The 18681-nt window shown below is 48.3% G+C and carries 14 protein-coding genes, 1 other RNA gene and 1 pseudogene; 6 read left to right on the top strand and 10 right to left on the bottom strand.

The window, feature by feature from the left end; genetic code table 11:
• Positions 1-6 precede the first annotated feature (6 nt).
• From adk to apt, 6 genes and pseudogenes are all read right to left on the bottom strand, one after another.
• Positions 7-651, bottom strand: coding sequence for an adenylate kinase (adk, locus tag AYY16_RS17775; protein ID WP_067369745.1), 645 nt, complete (start codon positions 649-651; stop codon positions 7-9).
• Positions 652-862: 211 nt separating this feature from the next.
• Positions 863-2740 carry a molecular chaperone HtpG gene (gene htpG, locus AYY16_RS17780; protein WP_067369748.1) on the bottom strand — a complete coding sequence of 626 codons (1878 nt, stop codon included), beginning with the start codon at positions 2738-2740 and terminating at the stop codon, positions 863-865.
• Between the two features lie 158 nt (positions 2741-2898).
• Entirely contained in the window at positions 2899-3516 is a 618-nt protein-coding gene (gene recR / locus AYY16_RS17785) for a recombination mediator RecR (protein ID WP_067369751.1), read from the bottom strand.
• Positions 3516-3845, bottom strand: a complete 330-nt coding sequence (locus AYY16_RS17790) for a YbaB/EbfC family nucleoid-associated protein (RefSeq protein ID WP_067369754.1) — start codon at positions 3843-3845, stop codon at positions 3516-3518. The genes recR and AYY16_RS17790 overlap by 1 nt, the downstream gene beginning before the upstream one ends.
• Positions 3846-3889: 44 nt before the next feature.
• A pseudogene (gene dnaX / locus AYY16_RS17795) lies at positions 3890-5834 on the bottom strand (DNA polymerase III subunit gamma/tau).
• Positions 5835-5927: 93 nt separating this feature from the next.
• Positions 5928-6479 carry an adenine phosphoribosyltransferase gene (gene apt / locus AYY16_RS17800; protein WP_067369757.1) on the bottom strand — a complete coding sequence of 184 codons (552 nt, stop codon included), beginning with the start codon at positions 6477-6479 and terminating at the stop codon, positions 5928-5930.
• A 164-nt stretch (positions 6480-6643) separates the two neighbouring features.
• Here apt and priC point away from each other — a divergent pair, with 164 nt between their 5' ends.
• Both priC and rsmS read left to right on the top strand, forming a co-directional pair.
• Entirely contained in the window at positions 6644-7189 is a 546-nt protein-coding gene (gene priC, locus AYY16_RS17805; RefSeq protein WP_067369759.1) for a primosomal replication protein PriC, read from the top strand.
• A 93-nt stretch (positions 7190-7282) separates the two neighbouring features.
• On the top strand, positions 7283-7447 hold the full coding sequence (rsmS, locus tag AYY16_RS17810) for a pleiotropic regulatory protein RsmS (RefSeq protein WP_067369762.1): 165 nt from the start codon (positions 7283-7285) through the stop codon (positions 7445-7447).
• On the opposite strand, the gene mscK is transcribed toward rsmS, so the two are convergent.
• The 3 genes from mscK to acrR form a co-directional block, all read right to left on the bottom strand.
• A complete protein-coding gene (gene mscK / locus AYY16_RS17815) occupies positions 7435-10845 on the bottom strand; it encodes a mechanosensitive channel MscK (protein WP_067369765.1) in 3411 nt (1136 codons plus the stop codon). The two genes, rsmS and mscK, sit on opposite strands and share 13 nt — an antisense overlap.
• Positions 10846-10956: 111 nt before the next feature.
• Positions 10957-11310 carry a DsrE/DsrF/TusD sulfur relay family protein gene (locus AYY16_RS17820; RefSeq protein WP_067369770.1) on the bottom strand — a complete coding sequence of 118 codons (354 nt, stop codon included), beginning with the start codon at positions 11308-11310 and terminating at the stop codon, positions 10957-10959.
• A 39-nt stretch (positions 11311-11349) separates the two neighbouring features.
• Positions 11350-11997, bottom strand: coding sequence for a multidrug efflux transporter transcriptional repressor AcrR (gene acrR, locus AYY16_RS17825; protein ID WP_067369773.1), 648 nt, complete (start codon positions 11995-11997; stop codon positions 11350-11352).
• Positions 11998-12124: 127 nt separating this feature from the next.
• Between acrR and AYY16_RS17830 the strand changes: the two genes are divergently transcribed.
• The 4 genes from AYY16_RS17830 (at position 12125) to AYY16_RS17845 (ending at position 17708) form a co-directional block, all read left to right on the top strand.
• Positions 12125-13318 carry an efflux RND transporter periplasmic adaptor subunit gene (locus AYY16_RS17830; protein ID WP_067369776.1) on the top strand — a complete coding sequence of 398 codons (1194 nt, stop codon included), beginning with the start codon at positions 12125-12127 and terminating at the stop codon, positions 13316-13318.
• Between the two features lie 30 nt (positions 13319-13348).
• On the top strand, positions 13349-16510 hold the full coding sequence (locus AYY16_RS17835) for an efflux RND transporter permease subunit (RefSeq protein WP_082970799.1): 3162 nt from the start codon (positions 13349-13351) through the stop codon (positions 16508-16510).
• A gap of 570 nt (positions 16511-17080) precedes the next feature.
• A complete protein-coding gene (tomB, locus tag AYY16_RS17840) occupies positions 17081-17440 on the top strand; it encodes an Hha toxicity modulator TomB (protein ID WP_067369782.1) in 360 nt (119 codons plus the stop codon).
• A 64-nt stretch (positions 17441-17504) separates the two neighbouring features.
• Entirely contained in the window at positions 17505-17708 is a 204-nt protein-coding gene (locus tag AYY16_RS17845; protein WP_067369990.1) for an HHA domain-containing protein, read from the top strand.
• A 674-nt stretch (positions 17709-18382) separates the two neighbouring features.
• Here AYY16_RS17845 and ffs read toward each other — a convergent pair.
• Positions 18383-18479: signal recognition particle sRNA small type (ffs, locus tag AYY16_RS17850), an RNA gene on the bottom strand.
• Between the last annotated feature and the right edge of the window lie 202 nt (positions 18480-18681).

The following is an 18681-nucleotide window of genomic DNA, read 5'->3' on the forward strand; positions in this document are numbered from 1 at the left end:
GGCGTATTAACCTAAAATACGCGCTAATTCCTGACTGACTTCATTTACCGGACGGGTGCCGTCAATGCAGGTATATTTTACATCGCCTGCCTGTGCATCTTTCTGGTAATACGCAATTAATGGCGCGGTCAGCTGATGGTATTCCACCAGACGCTTGCGTACGGTTTCTTCCTGATCATCTTTACGGATAGTCAGTTCATCGCCGGTCACATCATCTTTATTTTCCACTTTCGGCGGATTGTATCTGACATGATAAACACGGCCTGAGCCGGAATGCACACGGCGACCGATAATACGGTCAACAATAATTTCATCCGGTACAGCAAATTCCAGAACGAAATCAACTGAAATACCGGCGTCTTTCATTGCATCAGCCTGTGGAATGGTACGCGGGAACCCATCCAACAAAAAGCCATTTCGGCAATCATCTTGTTTGATACGCTCTTTGACCAGTGCGATAACTAATGCATCAGTCACTAACTTACCATTGTCCATCAATTCTTTTGCCTGAAGACCCAATTCACTGCCGGATTTCACTGCTGCACGCAGCATGTCACCCGTCGAGATCTGAGGGATCCCGTATTTTTCCATGATAAATTGAGCCTGCGTTCCTTTACCGGCGCCCGGTGCGCCGAGCAGAATAATACGCATTGCGTAAACCCCTTGCTGGTTGCTTTTTTATAATTCGGATGAAAACAAGCTACCATACCATTTGTCAGGGCATAGACTCAAGAAAACAGGGGTAACTCCCCTGCCTGTTTTCATTTTTATAAAAGAAAAAACCACATGATTATCAGGAAATCATGTGGTTTTTAAGTAGGTTATGCGTGATTACACACACACACCGGAAATGAATCTCATTTTAGCCTAATAACAGGCTATTCATCCGGGAAACAAATTCGTTCGGATCTTCCAGTGTGCCGCGCTCAACAAACAGCGCCTGATCCATCAGCAAATTGATCCAATCTGCAAAACGACTTTCATCCTGCTGTTCTGCGGCGCGTTTAACCAGAGGGTGCTCCGGATTCAGCTCAAAGTTATATTTCACTTCAGGCGCTTCCTGACCCGCAGCAGCAAATAATTTCGCCATCTGCGTGCTCATATCACTGGCATCGGTTGTCACGATAGCCGGTGTTGAGGTCAGACGGTGAGTAAGTTTTACCTCTTTCACCCGCTCACCCAGCAGGGCTTTTACGCGCTCAATAAACGGTGCCAGCTCTTTATCTGTCTCTTCTTTAGCGGCAGTATCTTCATCATCTGCCAGTTTATCCAGAGATTCATCGGCTTTACTGACTGACTGGAATGATTTACCGTCAAATTCATTCAGGTAATTCATCATCCACTCATCAATACGATCAGAGAGCAGCAGTACCTCGATACCTTTTTTGCGGAACAATTCCAGGTGCGGGCTGTTTTTTGCTGCGGCATAGCTGTCTGCCGTAATGTAATAAATCTTGTCCTGACCTTCCGTCATGCGGGAAACATAGTCCGCCAACGAAACGGTTTGCGCGGAACTCTCTTCTTTTGTGGTCGCAAAACGCAGAAGTTTGGCGATAAGCTCCGCATTGCTGCTGTCTTCGCCCGGACCTTCTTTAAGTACCAGACCAAACTGCTGCCAGAATGCCTGATATTTTTCAGCATCATTTGCCGCAATTTTTTCAAGCATCTGTAAAACACGTTTAGTCAGCGCGGTACGCAGGCTGCGGGTGACGGCACTGTCTTGTAAAATTTCGCGGGACACATTCAGCGGCAGGTCGTTCGAGTCCACCAGTCCGCGCACAAAGCGCAGATAATTCGGCATAAACTGTTCGGCATCGTCCATAATAAAGACGCGCTGAACATACAGGCTCAACCCGCGACGCTGGTCACGCTGCCACAGATCAAAAGGAGCGACAGACGGGATGTAAAGCAGGCTGGTATATTCCTGCTTACCTTCCACACGGTTATGCGCCCACGTCAGCGGGTCGGCAAAGTCGTGAGACAGATGCTTATAAAACTCATTATATTCTTCATCACTGATGTCGTTTTTATTGCGCGTCCACAGTGCCTGAGCTTTATTGATTTTTTCCCATATCACGGTGCCGTCTTCTTCATTTTTACTTTCGATTTCAACCGGCAGTGCAATATGGTCAGAATATTTGCCGATAACCGAACGCAGACGCCAGTCATCAAGGTACTCATCTTCGCCTTCGCGGAAATGCAGGGTGATAGCGGTGCCGCGTGTATCTTTATGGGTTTTGGCGATGGAGTAATCCCCTTCGCCTTCAGATTCCCAGAAAACAGCCTGGTCACTTGGCACACCGGCGGCGCGGGTAACAACCGTCACTTTATCCGCAACAATAAATGCCGAATAGAAACCGACCCCGAACTGACCAATCAGCTGGCTGTCTTTTGCCGCATCAGATCCAAGGGATTCCAGGAATGATTTGGTCCCGGATTTGGCGATAGTCCCCAGATTATCAATAACTTCGTCGCGGGTCATCCCGATACCGTTATCACTGATAGTCAGTGTGCGCTTTTCTTTGTCCACAGAAAGACGCACATGCAAATCACCGTCATTTCCATACAGCGTGTTATCGGATAACGCACGAAAACGCAGTTTATCCGCCGCATCAGATGCGTTTGAGATAAGCTCGCGCAGGAAAATTTCTTTATTGGAATAGAGAGAGTGGATCATTAATTGCAGAAGCTGTTTTACTTCTGACTGAAAACCACGGGTTTCTTGTTCTTGCAGACTCATTAATAACCTCACGCTGACATCATAAACGAAAAAATGGTATAGAGATCAGGTGGGGTCAGTCATGGGATTTTCAAGGTGAAAGGTGTATTTTTTATGAGAAACCTGAGAAAAGAGGACAGACGGCATAAGCCGTCTGTCCGGGAAAACGCGACGACTAATCAGTAATCGTTGTTAAAACGAATTTTCTGACGCCCGGCGAGAGAGTGGGATAAGGTTGTGCCATCCACCATTTCCAGCTCACCACCAACCGGTACGCCATGTGCGATACGGCTGGCTGAGATACCAAATTGTTCACACATTTCAGCGATATAGTTGGCAGTCGCCTCACCTTCCACTGTCGGGTTAGTCGCAAGGATCACTTCATTGAGTGTTTCCCGCGACAGCCGCGCTTCCAGTATGTCCAGCCCGATATCTGCCGGTCCGATGCCGTCCAGCGGGGACAGATGTCCCATCAGCACAAAGTAGCGCCCGGAGAACTGTCCGGTTTGCTCAATGGCATGAATATCCGCCGGACTTTCCACCACACAGATAAGCCCCGTCTGCTGACGGCGCGGGTTGGCGCAAATTGTGCATTGTTCCTGCTCGGTGAATGTCCGGCAGTCCTGACAATGACCAATTTCCGACATCGCGCGGGTCAGCGCCTGTGCCAGACGCATTCCGCCACTGCGGTCGCGCTGTAACATCTGAAATGCCATACGCTGCGCAGATTTCGGGCCAACGCCCGGCAAACAGCGCAGTGCATCCATCAAAGACTCAAGGAGCGGGCTGGTTTGCATCAGAACGGCATCTTAAAGCCCGGCGGCAGTTGCATACCGCTGGACACTGATGCCATTTTTTCTTTCTGTGTTTCGTCGATACGACGCGCAGCATCATTAAATGCAGCAGCAATCAGATCTTCGAGCATTTCTTTATCGTCTTCCATCAGGCTTGGATCGATTTCAACACGGCGGCAGTTGTGCGCGCCGTTGATGGTGACTTTAACCATACCTGCACCGGATTCACCAGTGACTTCAATAGTGGCAATCTCTTCCTGCATTTGCTGCATTTTGTCCTGCATTTGCTGGGCTTGCTTCATGAGATTGCCCAAACCGCCTTTACCAAACATAGTTTTCTCTCTTTGATTCAATTGTGCCTTCCGGCACAAGGTGGTTAAACAGGCCGGATACTCTCTTCATCCAGATCCGCATCAAAAAAAGGTCAGCAGCGTCTGAATCGTTTTATCCGTCACAATAGACTGACGCGCCTGCGCCAGCATCTCTTCATAGATGGCCTGCCGCCATTCCAGCGGCGTTTTCATGCTTAAATCATCATCTTCACAGATAGTGAGATTAATAACTTTACCATAAAGTTCACTCAGTGCATCACTCAGCACACTGTGTGATGATTTTGAATTCAGGTGGCGCTGTGATGAACGCAGATGCAGACAAATAGTATTTTCATCTGTCTGCTCTTTAAAGGCATTCAGCGCCAGTTGCTGCACCAGTTTCGGCAGCGGCATTTTGTCTGTATCCGCCGCCCAGGCATCCCGCTCACGGGATATAACCGCTAATTTCTCAGCAACTTCCGGTGTTTTTTCATGCTCAAGGGCTTTTTTGATATCTTTCGGGCGCGCAACCGGTGTTTTTTCTTCAATCACATCCTGTGTTTGCGCGCGCCACTGATAAGCCTGTGGTTTATCCGGTGTTTTTGATTTCGGTGCGGACACTGCCCGCGCCGGACGATTTTCAGCGACGGCCGCGAGTCGCGCCAGTGCTGAGTTCGCCGGTTTAACCTTATCAGTTAAGGCAACCGGCTCAGACTTTTTTGACGGCGGAGGCTCCTGCCGGTTCAGAACATCACGCGCTTTCAGCAGCTGAGCCGTCGGGCTGTTTTCCATCTCAGCAGAGAACGTTTCATTCTGTGATGCAACACTTTGTGAAGCAGCAGGCGTGACCGGCTTAGATGCACGCGGCTGACCCGGCAGTGAAACCGGTGCCACTGACGGCGCACTAATCACTTCATCAATAATATTACGCGGATGGAATGCAAGTGCGCGCAACAGCGCCATCTCCACGCCCATCCGCCGATCCGGCGCGTACGCCAGTTCTTTACGTCCGACTAACAGCGTCTGATAATAAAGTTGCAGATCCGCAGGTGCCACTGCCCGCGCCAGAATACGCAGGCGCTCTTGCGTGACATCGGCGGTATTTTCCTGCACCGGCAGCAATTGCAGCATGGCCGTTTTATGCAGTGCCGCCAGCATCTCCACCAGCAGATTTTCCCAGTCCGCACCCCGTGAGGCAGCGTCATTCACGCCATCCATCACCTGCACACCGTCGCCTTTCACCAGGGCTTCCAGGATAGTCAGAGGTTGTTCGTCATCAAGCGTACCGAGCATCTGACTGACAATATCTGCGGTTACTTTTCCGGCACCCAGTGCAATCGCCTGGTCTGCCAGACTGAGCGCATCACGCATGCTGCCATCAGCGGCGCGTGCCAGTAACAGTCGGGCGCGCGCGTCATTTTCAATTTTCTCAGCGGTCAGAATAGTATCAAGCTGCTGACTGATTTGATCCACATCCAATGCTTTCAGGTGAAACTGTAAGCAGCGGGAAAGGATAGTAACCGGCAGTTTCTGCGGGTCGGTTGTTGCCAACAGAAATTTCACATGCTCCGGCGGCTCTTCCAGCGTTTTTAATAACGCGTTGAAGCTGTGGCGGGAAAGCATGTGAACTTCATCGATAAGATAGACTTTAAAACGCCCGCGTGCGGGGGCGTACTGGACGTTATCCAGCAATTCGCGGGTATCTTCCACTTTTGTGCGTGACGCGGCATCAATCTCAATCAGATCAACAAACCGCCCCTGTTCAATTTCCAGGCAATTCTGGCATTTTCCGCACGGCGTTGCCGTAATACCCTGCTCACAGTTAAGCCCTTTGGCAAACAGACGCGCAAGTGTGGTTTTCCCGATACCCCGGGTACCGGAAAAAAGATAGGCATGGTGAAGCCGCTGATGTTCCAGCCCGTTAGCGAGCGCTGTCAGAACATGCTGCTGACCAATAACCTGTGAAAATATTTGTGGTCGCCACTTACGGGCAAGGACTTGATAGCTCATGGATTCCGCAGAGAGTGAACATGATTTTGCATCATGCTACCACAGCCTCACCATTATGGGCGAGGCTGAGTTTGCGTTTAATGCAGGAGAGACTCAGTCGCCGGCATATTCCAGCAGGCAGAAACTGTGGACATCTTCGGCTTCAAGGCGCGCAGCACCACCGAGATCAGGCAGACCGATAATAAAGGCGGCTTCATGGACAGAACCACCCAGACGGCGGATCAGACGGATAGTTGCGTTAACAGTACCGCCGGTTGCCAGCAGATCGTCCACAACTAACACATGATCACCTGCTTTGATGCTGTCTTTATGCATCTCCAGGGTATCGGTGCCGTATTCCAGATCGTATGTTTCACTGAGGGTTTCGCAGGGTAATTTCCCTTTTTTACGGACAGGGACAAAGCCGACGCCTAAACGTAACGCAACCGGTGCGCCGAATAAGAATCCGCGGGCTTCAGTACCCACGACTTTAGTGATCCCTTTATTCTCGAAATGCTCGACTAACAAATCGATGGTCATCCGGTACGCTTGCGGATTATCCAGTAATGTGGTGATGTCGCGGAACAAAACCCCTTCCTTAGGATAGTCAGGGATAGCCCGGATACTTTCTTTAATAAATTGCAGTTGTTCAGCAGTTGCGCTCATAATAGGTGCCAGTATAGAGAACACGAAACATCAGAATCTATGCAAATCAGGGGAAAATTGCAACCGTATCCCGTAACTTTGACGATTATTTGTTGTTTTATGTCAAACAGAACTAAAAATGTGGCTGTAACTATGATCCCGGGCACATTTCACTGAGGCAGAAAATGAACACCAGACAGCTTTTACTGGCCTTGCAGGAGAAAATAGCCGCGCTGGAAGCACAGATTGCGCCGATTGCTGACCAGGAGCTGGCCCAGCGCCGGTTCGATGACAATTTATTTTCTGCCCGCAATAAAACACTGCGCCAGAATATGGATGAACTACAGCGCCATGTTAACCAACTGACACAATGTGTGGATGAAAACCGTCCGGATCAGGTGCGCTTTCTGGCTGAGAAAATTGTTGCCCAGATAGCAGCGCTGAACCGCGAAGCCGCCACACAGTCCCTGCGTAAGAAAGAACAGCATTATACACAGCGCGACAGTCAGGTAGATTTGTATCAGCGCCTGGCGCAGCATCAGGATTACGAGCGCCGGCTGGCACAGATGACAAATGACCGTGAGCTGGAACTCGGGAGCGCGCCGTCATTTGCCGAACAGCAGAAAATACAGAAAGAGCTGGCGGCCCTTTCCGGGCGGCTGGTACGCTGCCGTCAGGCATTACAGCGAATCGAAAAACAGATTGAGCGCCGCGACGGGCTTGAATTTTAATCATACAATATACCCAACGTCATTCAGGATGCAGCCAACGAACCTGCAGTTTGGATGAATACGGGGATATACTCTAAATAATACAGAGAACCTATGAGTCTGGACAACGCACCCGATGAGGTAAAACTGGCTGTTGACCTCATCTGTTTACTGGAAAGCCACCAGATACCGGCAGAGACGGTTCTGGCGGCATTAGAGATTGTCCGGCAGGATTATGAAACAAAACAGCGCAATGCGCCCGGTGGTCAGGCAGGCTGAACCCCGTTATCTGGTCCCTGTACCTGCACTTCTTTTCCGCTGTTCTGATCGTGGAGATATACTTCCAGCTGATTGAACGCGATATTAATATCATTTTCACGGCACATCTGGTCAATCGCCCGGTTCACTTCATCCATAGTCGCCCCGCGATCGCCGATGGTGCGGACATAAAACCGTAATTCATGATCCAGGCTGCTTGCACCAAATGTCATGAAATAGGCACCCGGTGCCGGGTCGGTCATCACTTTCGGGTTATCTGTCGCCGCTTTCAGTAACACCTCCCTGACTTTATCCAGATCAGAGCCGTAAGCCACGCCCACACTGATAACGATACGGGTGACGGTGTCTGAGAGTGACCAGTTGGTCAGGCGCTCGGTCATAAAGGCTTTGTTTGGAATAATCACTTCTTTGCGGTCAAAATCAATCACCGTGGTTGCACGAATGCGGATTTTATTCACCGTCCCGGAGAATGTACCGATAGTCACGGTATCCCCGATACGGATCGGACGCTCAAACAGAATAATTATCCCCGACACAAAGTTGGCGAAAATTTCCTGTAACCCGAAGCTCAGACCAAAAGTTAAGGCCGCTGCCAGCCATTGTAATTTTCCCCACGATACTCCCAGCATACCAAAGGCTGCAATAGTCCCTATCCCTACTATCATATATGTCATAATTGTAGTTATCGCATACGATGTTCCCTGGCGCAGAGAGAGCCGCGAAAGAACCAGCACTTCCAGCAGTCCGGGCAGGTTGCGCATCATTATCCAGGACACGACAACAATCAGCACCGACAGTATAAGATCCCCGAGGGTTACTGCTTCCACGACATTTCCCAGCGCGGTATCAACATTCGAATGCCAGAGAGTAAAGCTGTCAAAGAAAGAAAAAATAGTAATAAAATCAGACCAGATACCATAAAACGCGGCGGCGAAAACAATAAACAGCACCATGGATGTCATACGCAGAGATTGTTGATTAATGAGCTCCATTGACATCGGCGGCTCCTCCACTATGACTTCCGGAATATCATCACTCTCATTCTGTTCTTTATGTTGTGATATCTGTTTCTGACGGCGGGCAAGGGCCCGCTGATATGTCAGCCTTCGCGCCGCCAGTGCCAGCCCGCGCAGGCTTGAGTGATACACGATATACCAGATAAGCAGCAGATACAGGCTGTCAATCCAGCGGCTGCTCAAACGCAGCGCGGTGTAGTAATAACCCAGCCCGACCAGAACCACCAGCACCAGCGGGGAAAATGTCAGCAGCGTCAGCAGAAAGGCGCGCACCAGATGTGAGCCCTTCTCCCGCCAGATTTCAATACAAAACGGTAATGTGAAGGCAAACACAAAGACCAGCGCTATCGGCACCACCAGCTGACCTATCACGTCATCCACCAGACGCAGCGGATATTCCATTCCGTATGCCGCCCATAACATAATCGGCAGCAGTGGCAGCGCAAGACGAATCAGACGCCTGCGCCCGGTACGGCAAAGTTCCGCATCAATGCCAAAGTGTGTAACGGCAATACCGTCCGGCTTCATTATCCGGTAGCTCCACTCAAACAATACCCAGAAAAACGCAAGCTGGCGGGAGATTGTCCACATCAGGGCAGAGTCCGCACTGCCTGTTTTCAGGCAGAAGTAGCCGAATGCAATGACAAATAATGAGGATGGCAGTGTTTTAATCAGCACCAATCCCAGCGCCATCGGCGTATATATCTGTCTGTCTTTTTTCAGCCGTCCGACATTGGCGTTGATTTCACTGAGCCGGGTATCGATATTCTTTGAGCCGAAACGCAGGAGCAGCGCAATAATCATCAACGGAATTGTAATATAGAGGGAATCAATAAACCCGTTACCGAGGCTTTGCAGTGACCAGTTCAGATCCAGCGAAGTCAGTTCCTGTTTCGCCGCCCCCGGAAAAGACTGAAACCACGCAAGATTCACCGGTTTGTTACTGTTCACCCAGAAAATTTGCTGCGCCAGGGTTTTTTCCAGTGAGGCGACAACAGTCACCAGCTGAGTCTGATCCAGTTGCAGGTTAATCGCCTGTGAGATCTGATTACCCATCTGGGTGTTGAGCTGATCAAGCAGATCCTGGCGGACTGACACCACCTGCACCAGGGCATGTTTTTGCGCCCGCTGCCCGGCTTCAGATGCCGGCATATCATGGGTTTTGGCATAATCAGCAATCAGGGTATCTGCAAAACTGTCCGGCTGATAGAGCTTGTCGCGCTGCTGATTAATTTCAAACTGCTCCAGACGCAGGTCTGCTATCCGGTCAGGTAAATCCTTAATCAGTAAATCCTGCGGCAGGTCGATTTGTTCTTTAAATAAAATGCGGGAGAGCAGCAAACTGCCGCGCAAAACGGTTATCTGTTCTTTCAGGTTCCGTTCTGATTGCAGTGCGCGATCCAGAATACTTTTGACTTTAATACTCCGCTGCACAAGCTGATTATTATTGCGGGTTGCGGCGACTAATTTTTCACTTAAATCATGATTTAGTGCAATTTCACGCAGGACCAGCGGATCATCCTGAATATTGCGCTGGCTGTCATCCGAGCTCTGCGCTTCCTTAGCCGCCTCTTCCGAATAATCCAGACGCTTGCCACTGACCGTTTCCTGAATGACATCAATATACCCTTCCAGTTGCTTAATGCGCTCCACCACATAATCACGCTGGAGTTGTAATACATTCTGCAACAGGGTGTTCGACTGTAATGCCCGTTTCTGGTAATCAATCTGCTGCTGTAAGGTATATTGCTCTATCTGGAGGGCTTCGATCTCCGTCGGGCGCAGCACTTTTTGTGCCGCCTGAGAGTCATTAAGCAGCGCGCGGATTTGCTGAAGACGCTGCACATTGGCATACATAATGTTTTGTGCGCGTTCAGGCTGGGTCTGAAGTGCTATCAGGTCACTGTTATAAGAAGAGAGATTATTTTGTGCCGTCTGTAAGGCTTCAAGTGTGCTGTTCAGCTTCTGCTCAAGCTGAGCCAGGGGCAGGTTCTCAATACTGACTTTATACTCCGCCAGCCCTTCATCCGTTAATGATTTTATCTGCGTTAATTTCTGTGAGACTTGTTCAGACAGACGCGGGGCTTCATCCACCTGTTTTTTCAGTTGCTGTGATTTATCTTTCAGGGAATCGAGATTGTCATAAAAAACCAGGGCGCGTTCCAGATCCTGAACCGCAAGCTTGTCATTTGCGGTCTGGTCTTTGCGGTTATTCAGCGCACTCAGTTCAGTCTGAATAGTATTGCGGTCCGGAATATCCTGTGCTGTCGCAAGAGCGGCACTCTGCCACAGCACTGACAGCATCAGTAAAGAACAGGTGAATATACGGAAAAAAAGCATCAGGGATAAACCGGACGCCGGGATGCGACTGACTCGCTTCATAGTAATATTCACCTGTACCTGCCCCGGCGTTCTGTTTCAGTTTGTATCCACTTTTTCACTCAAACCGCAGGTTGGTTGACTGCATCCTGAATGACGTTGGGTATATAATAATTAAAACGTAATAATTTTTTCAGCATCCAGTGACCACTGTGCCAGTTCACCGAGTGTGCCAATCTGCACACCGTCAACCAGAGGAAGGTCTGTCATTCCGCGGGCATCGGTACAGGTCTTGCACAGTTTAATCTCCACCTGCTGCGCCAGCAATATCTCCAGCATCTGTTTCAGATTATATCCCTCTTTCGGCTGCTGCCCGCGTAACCCGGCGACAACGGCATCAGACATCAGAAAGACATTCATCGGCACCTGACCGTCTTGTTCTTTAATCGCAATAGCCAGACGTAGTGCATTAAACAGAGATTCACTGCCATACGCAGCACCATTGGCAATAATTAATACAGGCTTCATACATGAGATCCTTGAGTCAGATTGTTCGGAAAATAGGTGTCAGGCGTCTGCCGGCGGTAGTTGCATATTATTACTGAGCATCAGCATATCCAGATAACCGTCAACCAAATATTCAGCCTGTCCGACAATATTAAAACTCTCATTGGAAAAGAGCCAGTTTTCTAACAGCCCGGTTATCATTCCCCGCAACATAATGGCGGCACGGCGCAGGTCAAGAGTGGCGGGCAGGAACCCCTGCGCGACACTTTCGATCAAATACACTTCAATTCTGGAATATTCTGCTGCGTATAAATTCTGACGAATAGCAATAAGCTCACTCATTTCACCGGTGAATTCACATTTGTGAAATGACATACTCATAATGGCCCGCATTTTCGGATCCAATGCGGCTGATTTTAAAATGTAAATTAATATTTTCTTAAACACTAAAAGTGGATTATCCGGGTGTTTTGCCCGATACTCTTGTTCAATCAATCCAATTTTTGTATCAGTTATTGCACAGACTTCAGTAAACAGATCCACTTTATTTTTGAAGTGCCAATAGATCGCGCCACGGGTGACACCCGCTTGTTTTGCAATATCCACTAATGACGTCGACGAAACGCCTTGCTCACTGAAGGCGATTAATGCGGCATCAATAATCTGCTGGCGGGTTTCCAGGGCCTGTTGTTTAGTTTTTCGTGCCATGTACGGTCAGTATCACCTGAAGTTAATTTACATACATTCGTGTATGTTTGTATTATAGCACGCTGAATTAAGAGTGAAGCAACCCTATTTCACTGGTTGAAATATCGACATTTTATAGAGGTTTACTATGCGAAAAAACAGAGGCGTTCTACCTCTGGCGCTGTTCGTCCTGTCCGGAAGTATTCTGCTGTCCGGCTGTGGTGAAGAGCAACAAAAAGGGGGCGAAATGCCACCGCCGGACGTTAAAGTCGTCACACTGAAAGCCGGACCACTGACCGTGAGTACCGAGCTTCCGGGCCGAACTTCAGCTTACCGCGTTGCCGAAGTCCGTCCGCAGGTCGGCGGCATTATTTTAAAACGCAATTATAAAGAAGGAAGTGACGTCAAAGAGGGCGAATCGCTCTATCAGATCGATCCGGCCCCTTTCAGGGCAACACTCAGCAGCGCTCAGGCTGAACTGGCCAAAGCCAAAGCCAATGCAGAGCTGGCCCGCCTGACAGTGAACCGCTATAAATCGTTGCTGGGTACTAACTATATCAGCCGCCAGGAATATGATACGGCAGTATCAACTCTCGCGCAGGCTCAGGCTGCTGTTCAGGCAGGACAGGCTTCTGTTCAGACTGCTCAGATAAACCTGAACTACACCAAAGTCACATCACCGATTGCCGGGCTTTCCGGTAAATCCACTGTGACAGAAGGCGCATTAGTGTCCTCAGGACAAGCTCAGGCGCTGACACTGGTTCAGCAAATCGACCCGATTTATGTCGATGTGACCCAGTCCAGTGATGATTACCTGCGTCTGAAGCAGGAAATTGCCAGTGGTGCTGTCAATAAAGAGCAAGGCAAGATTGCGGTCAGCCTTGTGACTGCTGAGAACAAAGATTATACCCATAAAGGGTATCTGGAATTCTCCGATGTGACTGTCGATGAAACCACCGGCTCAATCACGATGCGGGCGGTGTTCCCTAATCCGTCTGAATCTCTGCTGCCGGGTATGTTTGTCCGTGCCCGCGTGGACGAAGGTGTGCGCCCTGATGCCATCCTTATTCCGCAGGAAGGAGTTATCCGTACAGCGAAAGGCGGTGCCGTTGTTAACGTCGTCAATGCCAAAAATGAAGTTGAAGTCCGCCCGGTCACTGTTGGTCAGGCATACGGTAACAACTGGCTGGTGACCTCTGGTGTAAGTAACGGTGAACGCGTTGTGACCGAAGGCTTCCAGAAAATCAAGCCCGGCACTGTCGTTAAGGCAACTGAAGCAGGTTCAGATGCACAGCCGGCGGCTGCGCCAAAAAATACTGAATCTGCTCAGAAGTCCCAATAAGGAGTCAGTGATTCATGCCAAAGTTTTTTTATTGAAAGACCGATATTTGCATGGGTAATAGCGATTATTGCCATGCTTGCAGGTCTGTTGGCGATCATGAAACTGCCGGTGGCACAGTACCCTTCTGTTGCACCACCGACAATTTCAATTTCTGCAACCTATCCGGGTGCAGATGCCGAGACAGTTCAGAATACGGTAACCCAGGTTATCGAGCAGAACATGAACGGTATCGACAAAATGGTGTACATGTCTTCAACAAGTGACTCAGCGGGTAACATGAATATCTCGCTGACCTTTGACGCTGACGCCAACCCGGATATCGCACAGGTTCAGGTGCAGAACAAACTGCAACTGGCCATGCCTTTACTGCCGCAGGAAGTGCAGCAGCAGGGTATTACCGTTGAGAAATCAACCAGTTCCTTCTTATTGGTTGCCGGCTTTGTTTCTGAAAACGGAGATATGACGCAGGACGATATTGCAGACTACGTCGGATCAAATATAAAAGACCCGATAAGCCGTGTTACCGGGGTGGGTGAAACTCAGCTCTTCGGTACACAGTATGCAATGCGTGTGTGGCTTGATCCGGACAAACTGATCAAATACAACCTGAGCACACTGGATGTCATCAATGCCATTAAAGTCCAGAATAACCAGGTTGCTGCCGGTCAGTTAGGGGGAACACCGCCGGTTGCAAACCAGCGTCTGAACACCTCAATTATCGCGCAGACCCGTCTGAATACACCTGAGCAGTTTCAGGAAATCATGATGCGGGTTAATACCGATGGTTCAGTCGTCCGCCTGAAAGATGTGGCTTATGTTGAGCTGGGCGCGGAAAACTACGGTATTATCGCACGCTATAACGGGAAACCGGCATCAGGTATCGGTATCAAACTGGCAACCGGGGCTAACGCCCTGGATACCGCCAAAGCCGTACGTGATTCCCTGACTGAAATGTCCGAGTTTTTCCCGGCAGGCCTGGAGCTGGTTTATCCGTACGATACAACGCCTTTCGTTAAGATCTCTATTTTTGAAGTGGTAAAAACGCTGGCTGAAGCAATTATGCTGGTGTTCGTGGTGATGTATCTGTTCTTACAGAATTTCCGCGCCACACTGATCCCGACGATTGCCGTACCGGTTGTTCTTTTGGGGACATTCGCCACCCTTGCCGCGTTCGGGTATTCAATAAATACCCTGACGATGTTTGCGATGGTGCTGGCCATCGGTCTTCTTGTGGATGACGCCATCGTTGTGGTTGAAAACGTTGAGCGTGTAATGCAGGAAACCGGGCTTCCGCCGAAAGAAGCCACAAAAATATCAATGGTACAGATTCAGAGTGCACTGGTCGGTATCGCGATGGTGTTATCTGCGGTATTTATCCCGATGGCCTTCTTCGGCGGGTCAACCGGGGCTATTTATCGTCAGTTCTCCGTCACGATTGTTGCGGCAATGGTTCTCTCCGTTTTCGTTGCGATGATTCTGACACCGGCACTGTGTGCCACCATGCTTAAACCTGTCGCCAAAGGCAGCCACGGTTCACAAACCGGGTTCTTCGGCTGGTTTAACCGCATATTTGAGAAACAGACTAACCATTACACTGACAGCGTAGGCCGTATGCTGCGTGGTACAGGTCGTTATCTGGTTATCTATGTACTGCTGGTAGCGGCCATGATCGTTATGTTCACCCGCCTGCCGACCTCCTTCCTGCCGGAAGAAGATCAGGGGGTTCTGCTCTCGATGGTTCAGTTACCACCGGGATCAACCCAGGAGCAGACACAGACTGTGCTCAGTGATGTCAGTAAATACTATCTGGAAACAGAGAAAAAAGTGGTGGAATCTGTCTTTACCGTTAACGGCTTCGGCTTCGCGGGTCAGGGACAGAATATGGGTCTGGCATTCGTCGTTCTGAAAAACTGGGATGAACGTAAAGCCAAAGAAGATAAAGTGGAAGCGATTGTTGATCGTGCTAACCAGCACTTCTACGGCCAATCCTCCGCCATGATTTTCGCCGTTAATATTCCGCCGATTGTGGAACTGGGTTCATCCAGTGGTTTCGATCTCGAACTGATGGATAACGCAAACCAGGGTCACGTTGCGCTGACCGCCGCCCGTAACCAACTGCTGAAAATGGCAGGTGAACATCCGGATATGCTGGTTCAGGTTCGTCCGAACGGGATGGAAGATACCTCACAGTATCGTATCCATATCGATCAGCAGAAAGCGGAAGCACTCGGTGTTGATATCAGTACTATCAATGCCGCACTGAGCACCATGTTCGGTGGTACTTATGTCAACGACTTCATCGACCGTGGTCGTGTGAAGAAAGTCTTTGTTCAGGCCGATGCACCGTTCCGTATGCAGCCGAAGAATATTGCTGAGCAGTATGTCCGCAATAATGTCGGGCAAATGGTACCGTTCTCCGCCTTTATCGATACAAAGAAAGATCCGTGGACATTTGGTTCACCACGCTTAGAACGGTATAACGGCTTACCTGCGATGCAAATCCAGGGGAGTGCGGCACCGGGTAAAAGTAGTGGTGATGCAATGGCGCTGATGGAAAGCATGGCAAAAGAGTTACCACAGGGCTTTGGTGTTGAGTGGACGGGTATGTCTTACCAGGAGAAACTTTCCGGTAACCAGGCACCTGCTCTGTACACCATCTCACTCATCGTGGTCTTCCTCTGCCTGGCAGCCTTGTATGAAAGCTGGTCTGTGCCGTTCTCTGTTATGTTAGTTGTTCCACTCGGGGTAATTGGTGCTCTGTTACTGACCCACATGCGCGGACTGGATAACGACGTTTACTTTAAGGTCGGCTTACTGACAACGATCGGGCTATCGGCGAAGAACGCCATACTGATTGTTGAGTTCGCCAAAGACCTGATGGAGAAAGAAGGCAAAGGGCTTATCGAAGCCACGCTGGAAGCTGTCAAAATGCGTCTGCGTCCGATTCTGATGACATCGCTGGCCTTTATGCTCGGGGTTATTCCGTTAGTCCTGAGTAACGGTGCCGGTTCCGGTGCACAGAACGCCGTAGGTACAGGGGTATTCGGTGGTATGATTGCCGCAACCTCACTGGCTATCTTCTTCGTTCCTGTTTTCTATGTGGTGATTCGTCGCCGCTTTGGCAGCAAGAATGAAGACATTGAGCATGCTCATGCAGTGACTCAGAAGAGTAATAGCCCCGACGGATTTTAATCCTGCTTAAACGTAAAAAGGTCACATTAGTGACCTTTTTTTTATTTCGTTATCATTATGAATATTTTTAAATTTGTGTCATCGGAACTTAAATAAACAATTGATAAATGTAAATTATAACATTACGGATAATGTAATGTTTTGTCATGCTAAATTATATTTAGTATCAGCCATCCATAAAAAAAATCAGTAAATTTAAGTACCTGTGTAATTACAACTTACGTATTAGTGCATTTATTCTGCATTTACCTTTGCATTTTTTTGTATTTTAGCTAGTGACATCAGCATAAATAGTGTTATATTACAGGCAAGGTTATCTCAGATCTCTTTATCCGCATCTTTTTTTCAGAACACCATGTTCATTAACTGAAATGGATTTAACACTTAATCAGAGTCTGTGTGACCTACTGTTTCAAATAGCGTCAAACTTTACATTACCTTTATTTATAAATAAAGGCTGACTATATTTAAATATACCGACGACGATAACGTAATAACTTACTCACGTGTTAATTATTATTTAACGTTTTTCAGCGCCTTATCATTCTCGGCTACATCCAGGAGGTGATTATGGACGAGTATACGCCACGAAATTACGATATTGCGGTACTGAAGTATCTGTGTGATGAACTCTGCCACGATGGCATACACACACTCATCAGAAGCAATAGTTATTGGGTTAATGATTTAACATCTGATTCAAACTTAAAACTAAATGAATTATTAGGCTACATTGCTGACGTAGTCTGGAGTTTTAAGATAAAACATACTCAAAATAAGGACCTCATTTCATTTATCGATGAATATATCGATGAAACCTATGCGCTTTTCGGGTGTATGGAAGTTTCATTTAATGATATTGAGGAATGGAAGAAGATGGCGTCGCTTGTAAGCTGTATGCTCACCAGCGAGGGACATCTTGTTCATTAAGGGAATATAAACTTAAATATCAATACATTGCGCAACAATAAACCAGCAAGAAGATAATATTATGATGACTAAAACAGACTATCTGATGCGCTTACGCAAGTGCACTTCTATCGAAACACTGGAACGTGTTATTGAGAAGAACAAGTATGAACTGACTGATGATGAACTGGAGCTTTTTTATTCAGCCGCCGACCATCGTCTGGCAGAATTAACCATGAATAAATTGTACGATAAAATTCCGCCATCTGTCTGGAAATTCGTACGTTAATTCGGTCTTGTAGCCGGCGACCTATAAAGTAATAGTCTTATTTTAGTGATCCAGAGCCAAAGACACTACTGACTTTGGCTCCGATCATACTCATCCGTTTATCTCATCTTTCCCGCGTTGTTCATTTTTTATATTACGATAAATATACACTTTATAAGAAAAATGTATATTTCCTGACTTATTCCTTCCCAAAGTTATTGAATAGAACACTGTGTTTATATAATAGCAGAAAGTGTATTTATTCTTTTTACTCATCCAGTGAGTTGAATCAAGTATAATAAATTGATCTTATCATGCTATTTTCTGATGAGAGACATATCATTCAACCCGGGACAAATAGCCTGTTTCACTTTAATTGCGGCAGAACACTGACGGGGGCTATCTCAGGTTTGTACCTGTTTGCGCTAAACAGGGATAACGCCGGGTTATGTATACCCAACATCATTCAAGATGCAGGAAGGCGGCAAGGGAAGACAGACGGGGAGCATACATCAGTATGTGACCCGGCGGGCGTTGTGCAGCTAACGCACCTGCAGTTTGAATGAATAAGGGTATATAAGTCTGTAATATGTGCCTGAACAAACACACGCAACAATACCCGCCGACAGAATAGTCGTAACAGAATAAACAGGGAGATAACGAAGATAAGGGCAGATGGCAGAAATGGGTGGGGGCCTTGCCAGCGACATCCCGGCACACAATTCCCCTGCTATGGCTGCTTCCTTCCGGATCTGACCTGGTTAACAAGTTCATGTTGCGGGAGAACCAACAAAGCCCCCATAGGAACCCTCAATAATGAGGCGGGGTCATTATCAGGGATCAGCGATGAAATAGCAAGGCGCCCGGTGCTGACCGCCGTATTTTTACCCACCCCGGTGCCGTATGGTCGCAGGCTGAGCAATCCTGACTGTTCTGAAACCGCACACAATGATGGTTTATCATTTTTCAATTGTACATTCAGCGATTAGAATGA

This window comes from Morganella psychrotolerans (assembly GCF_001676155.1).
GTDB classification, from domain to species: Bacteria; Pseudomonadota; Gammaproteobacteria; order Enterobacterales; family Enterobacteriaceae; genus Morganella; species Morganella psychrotolerans.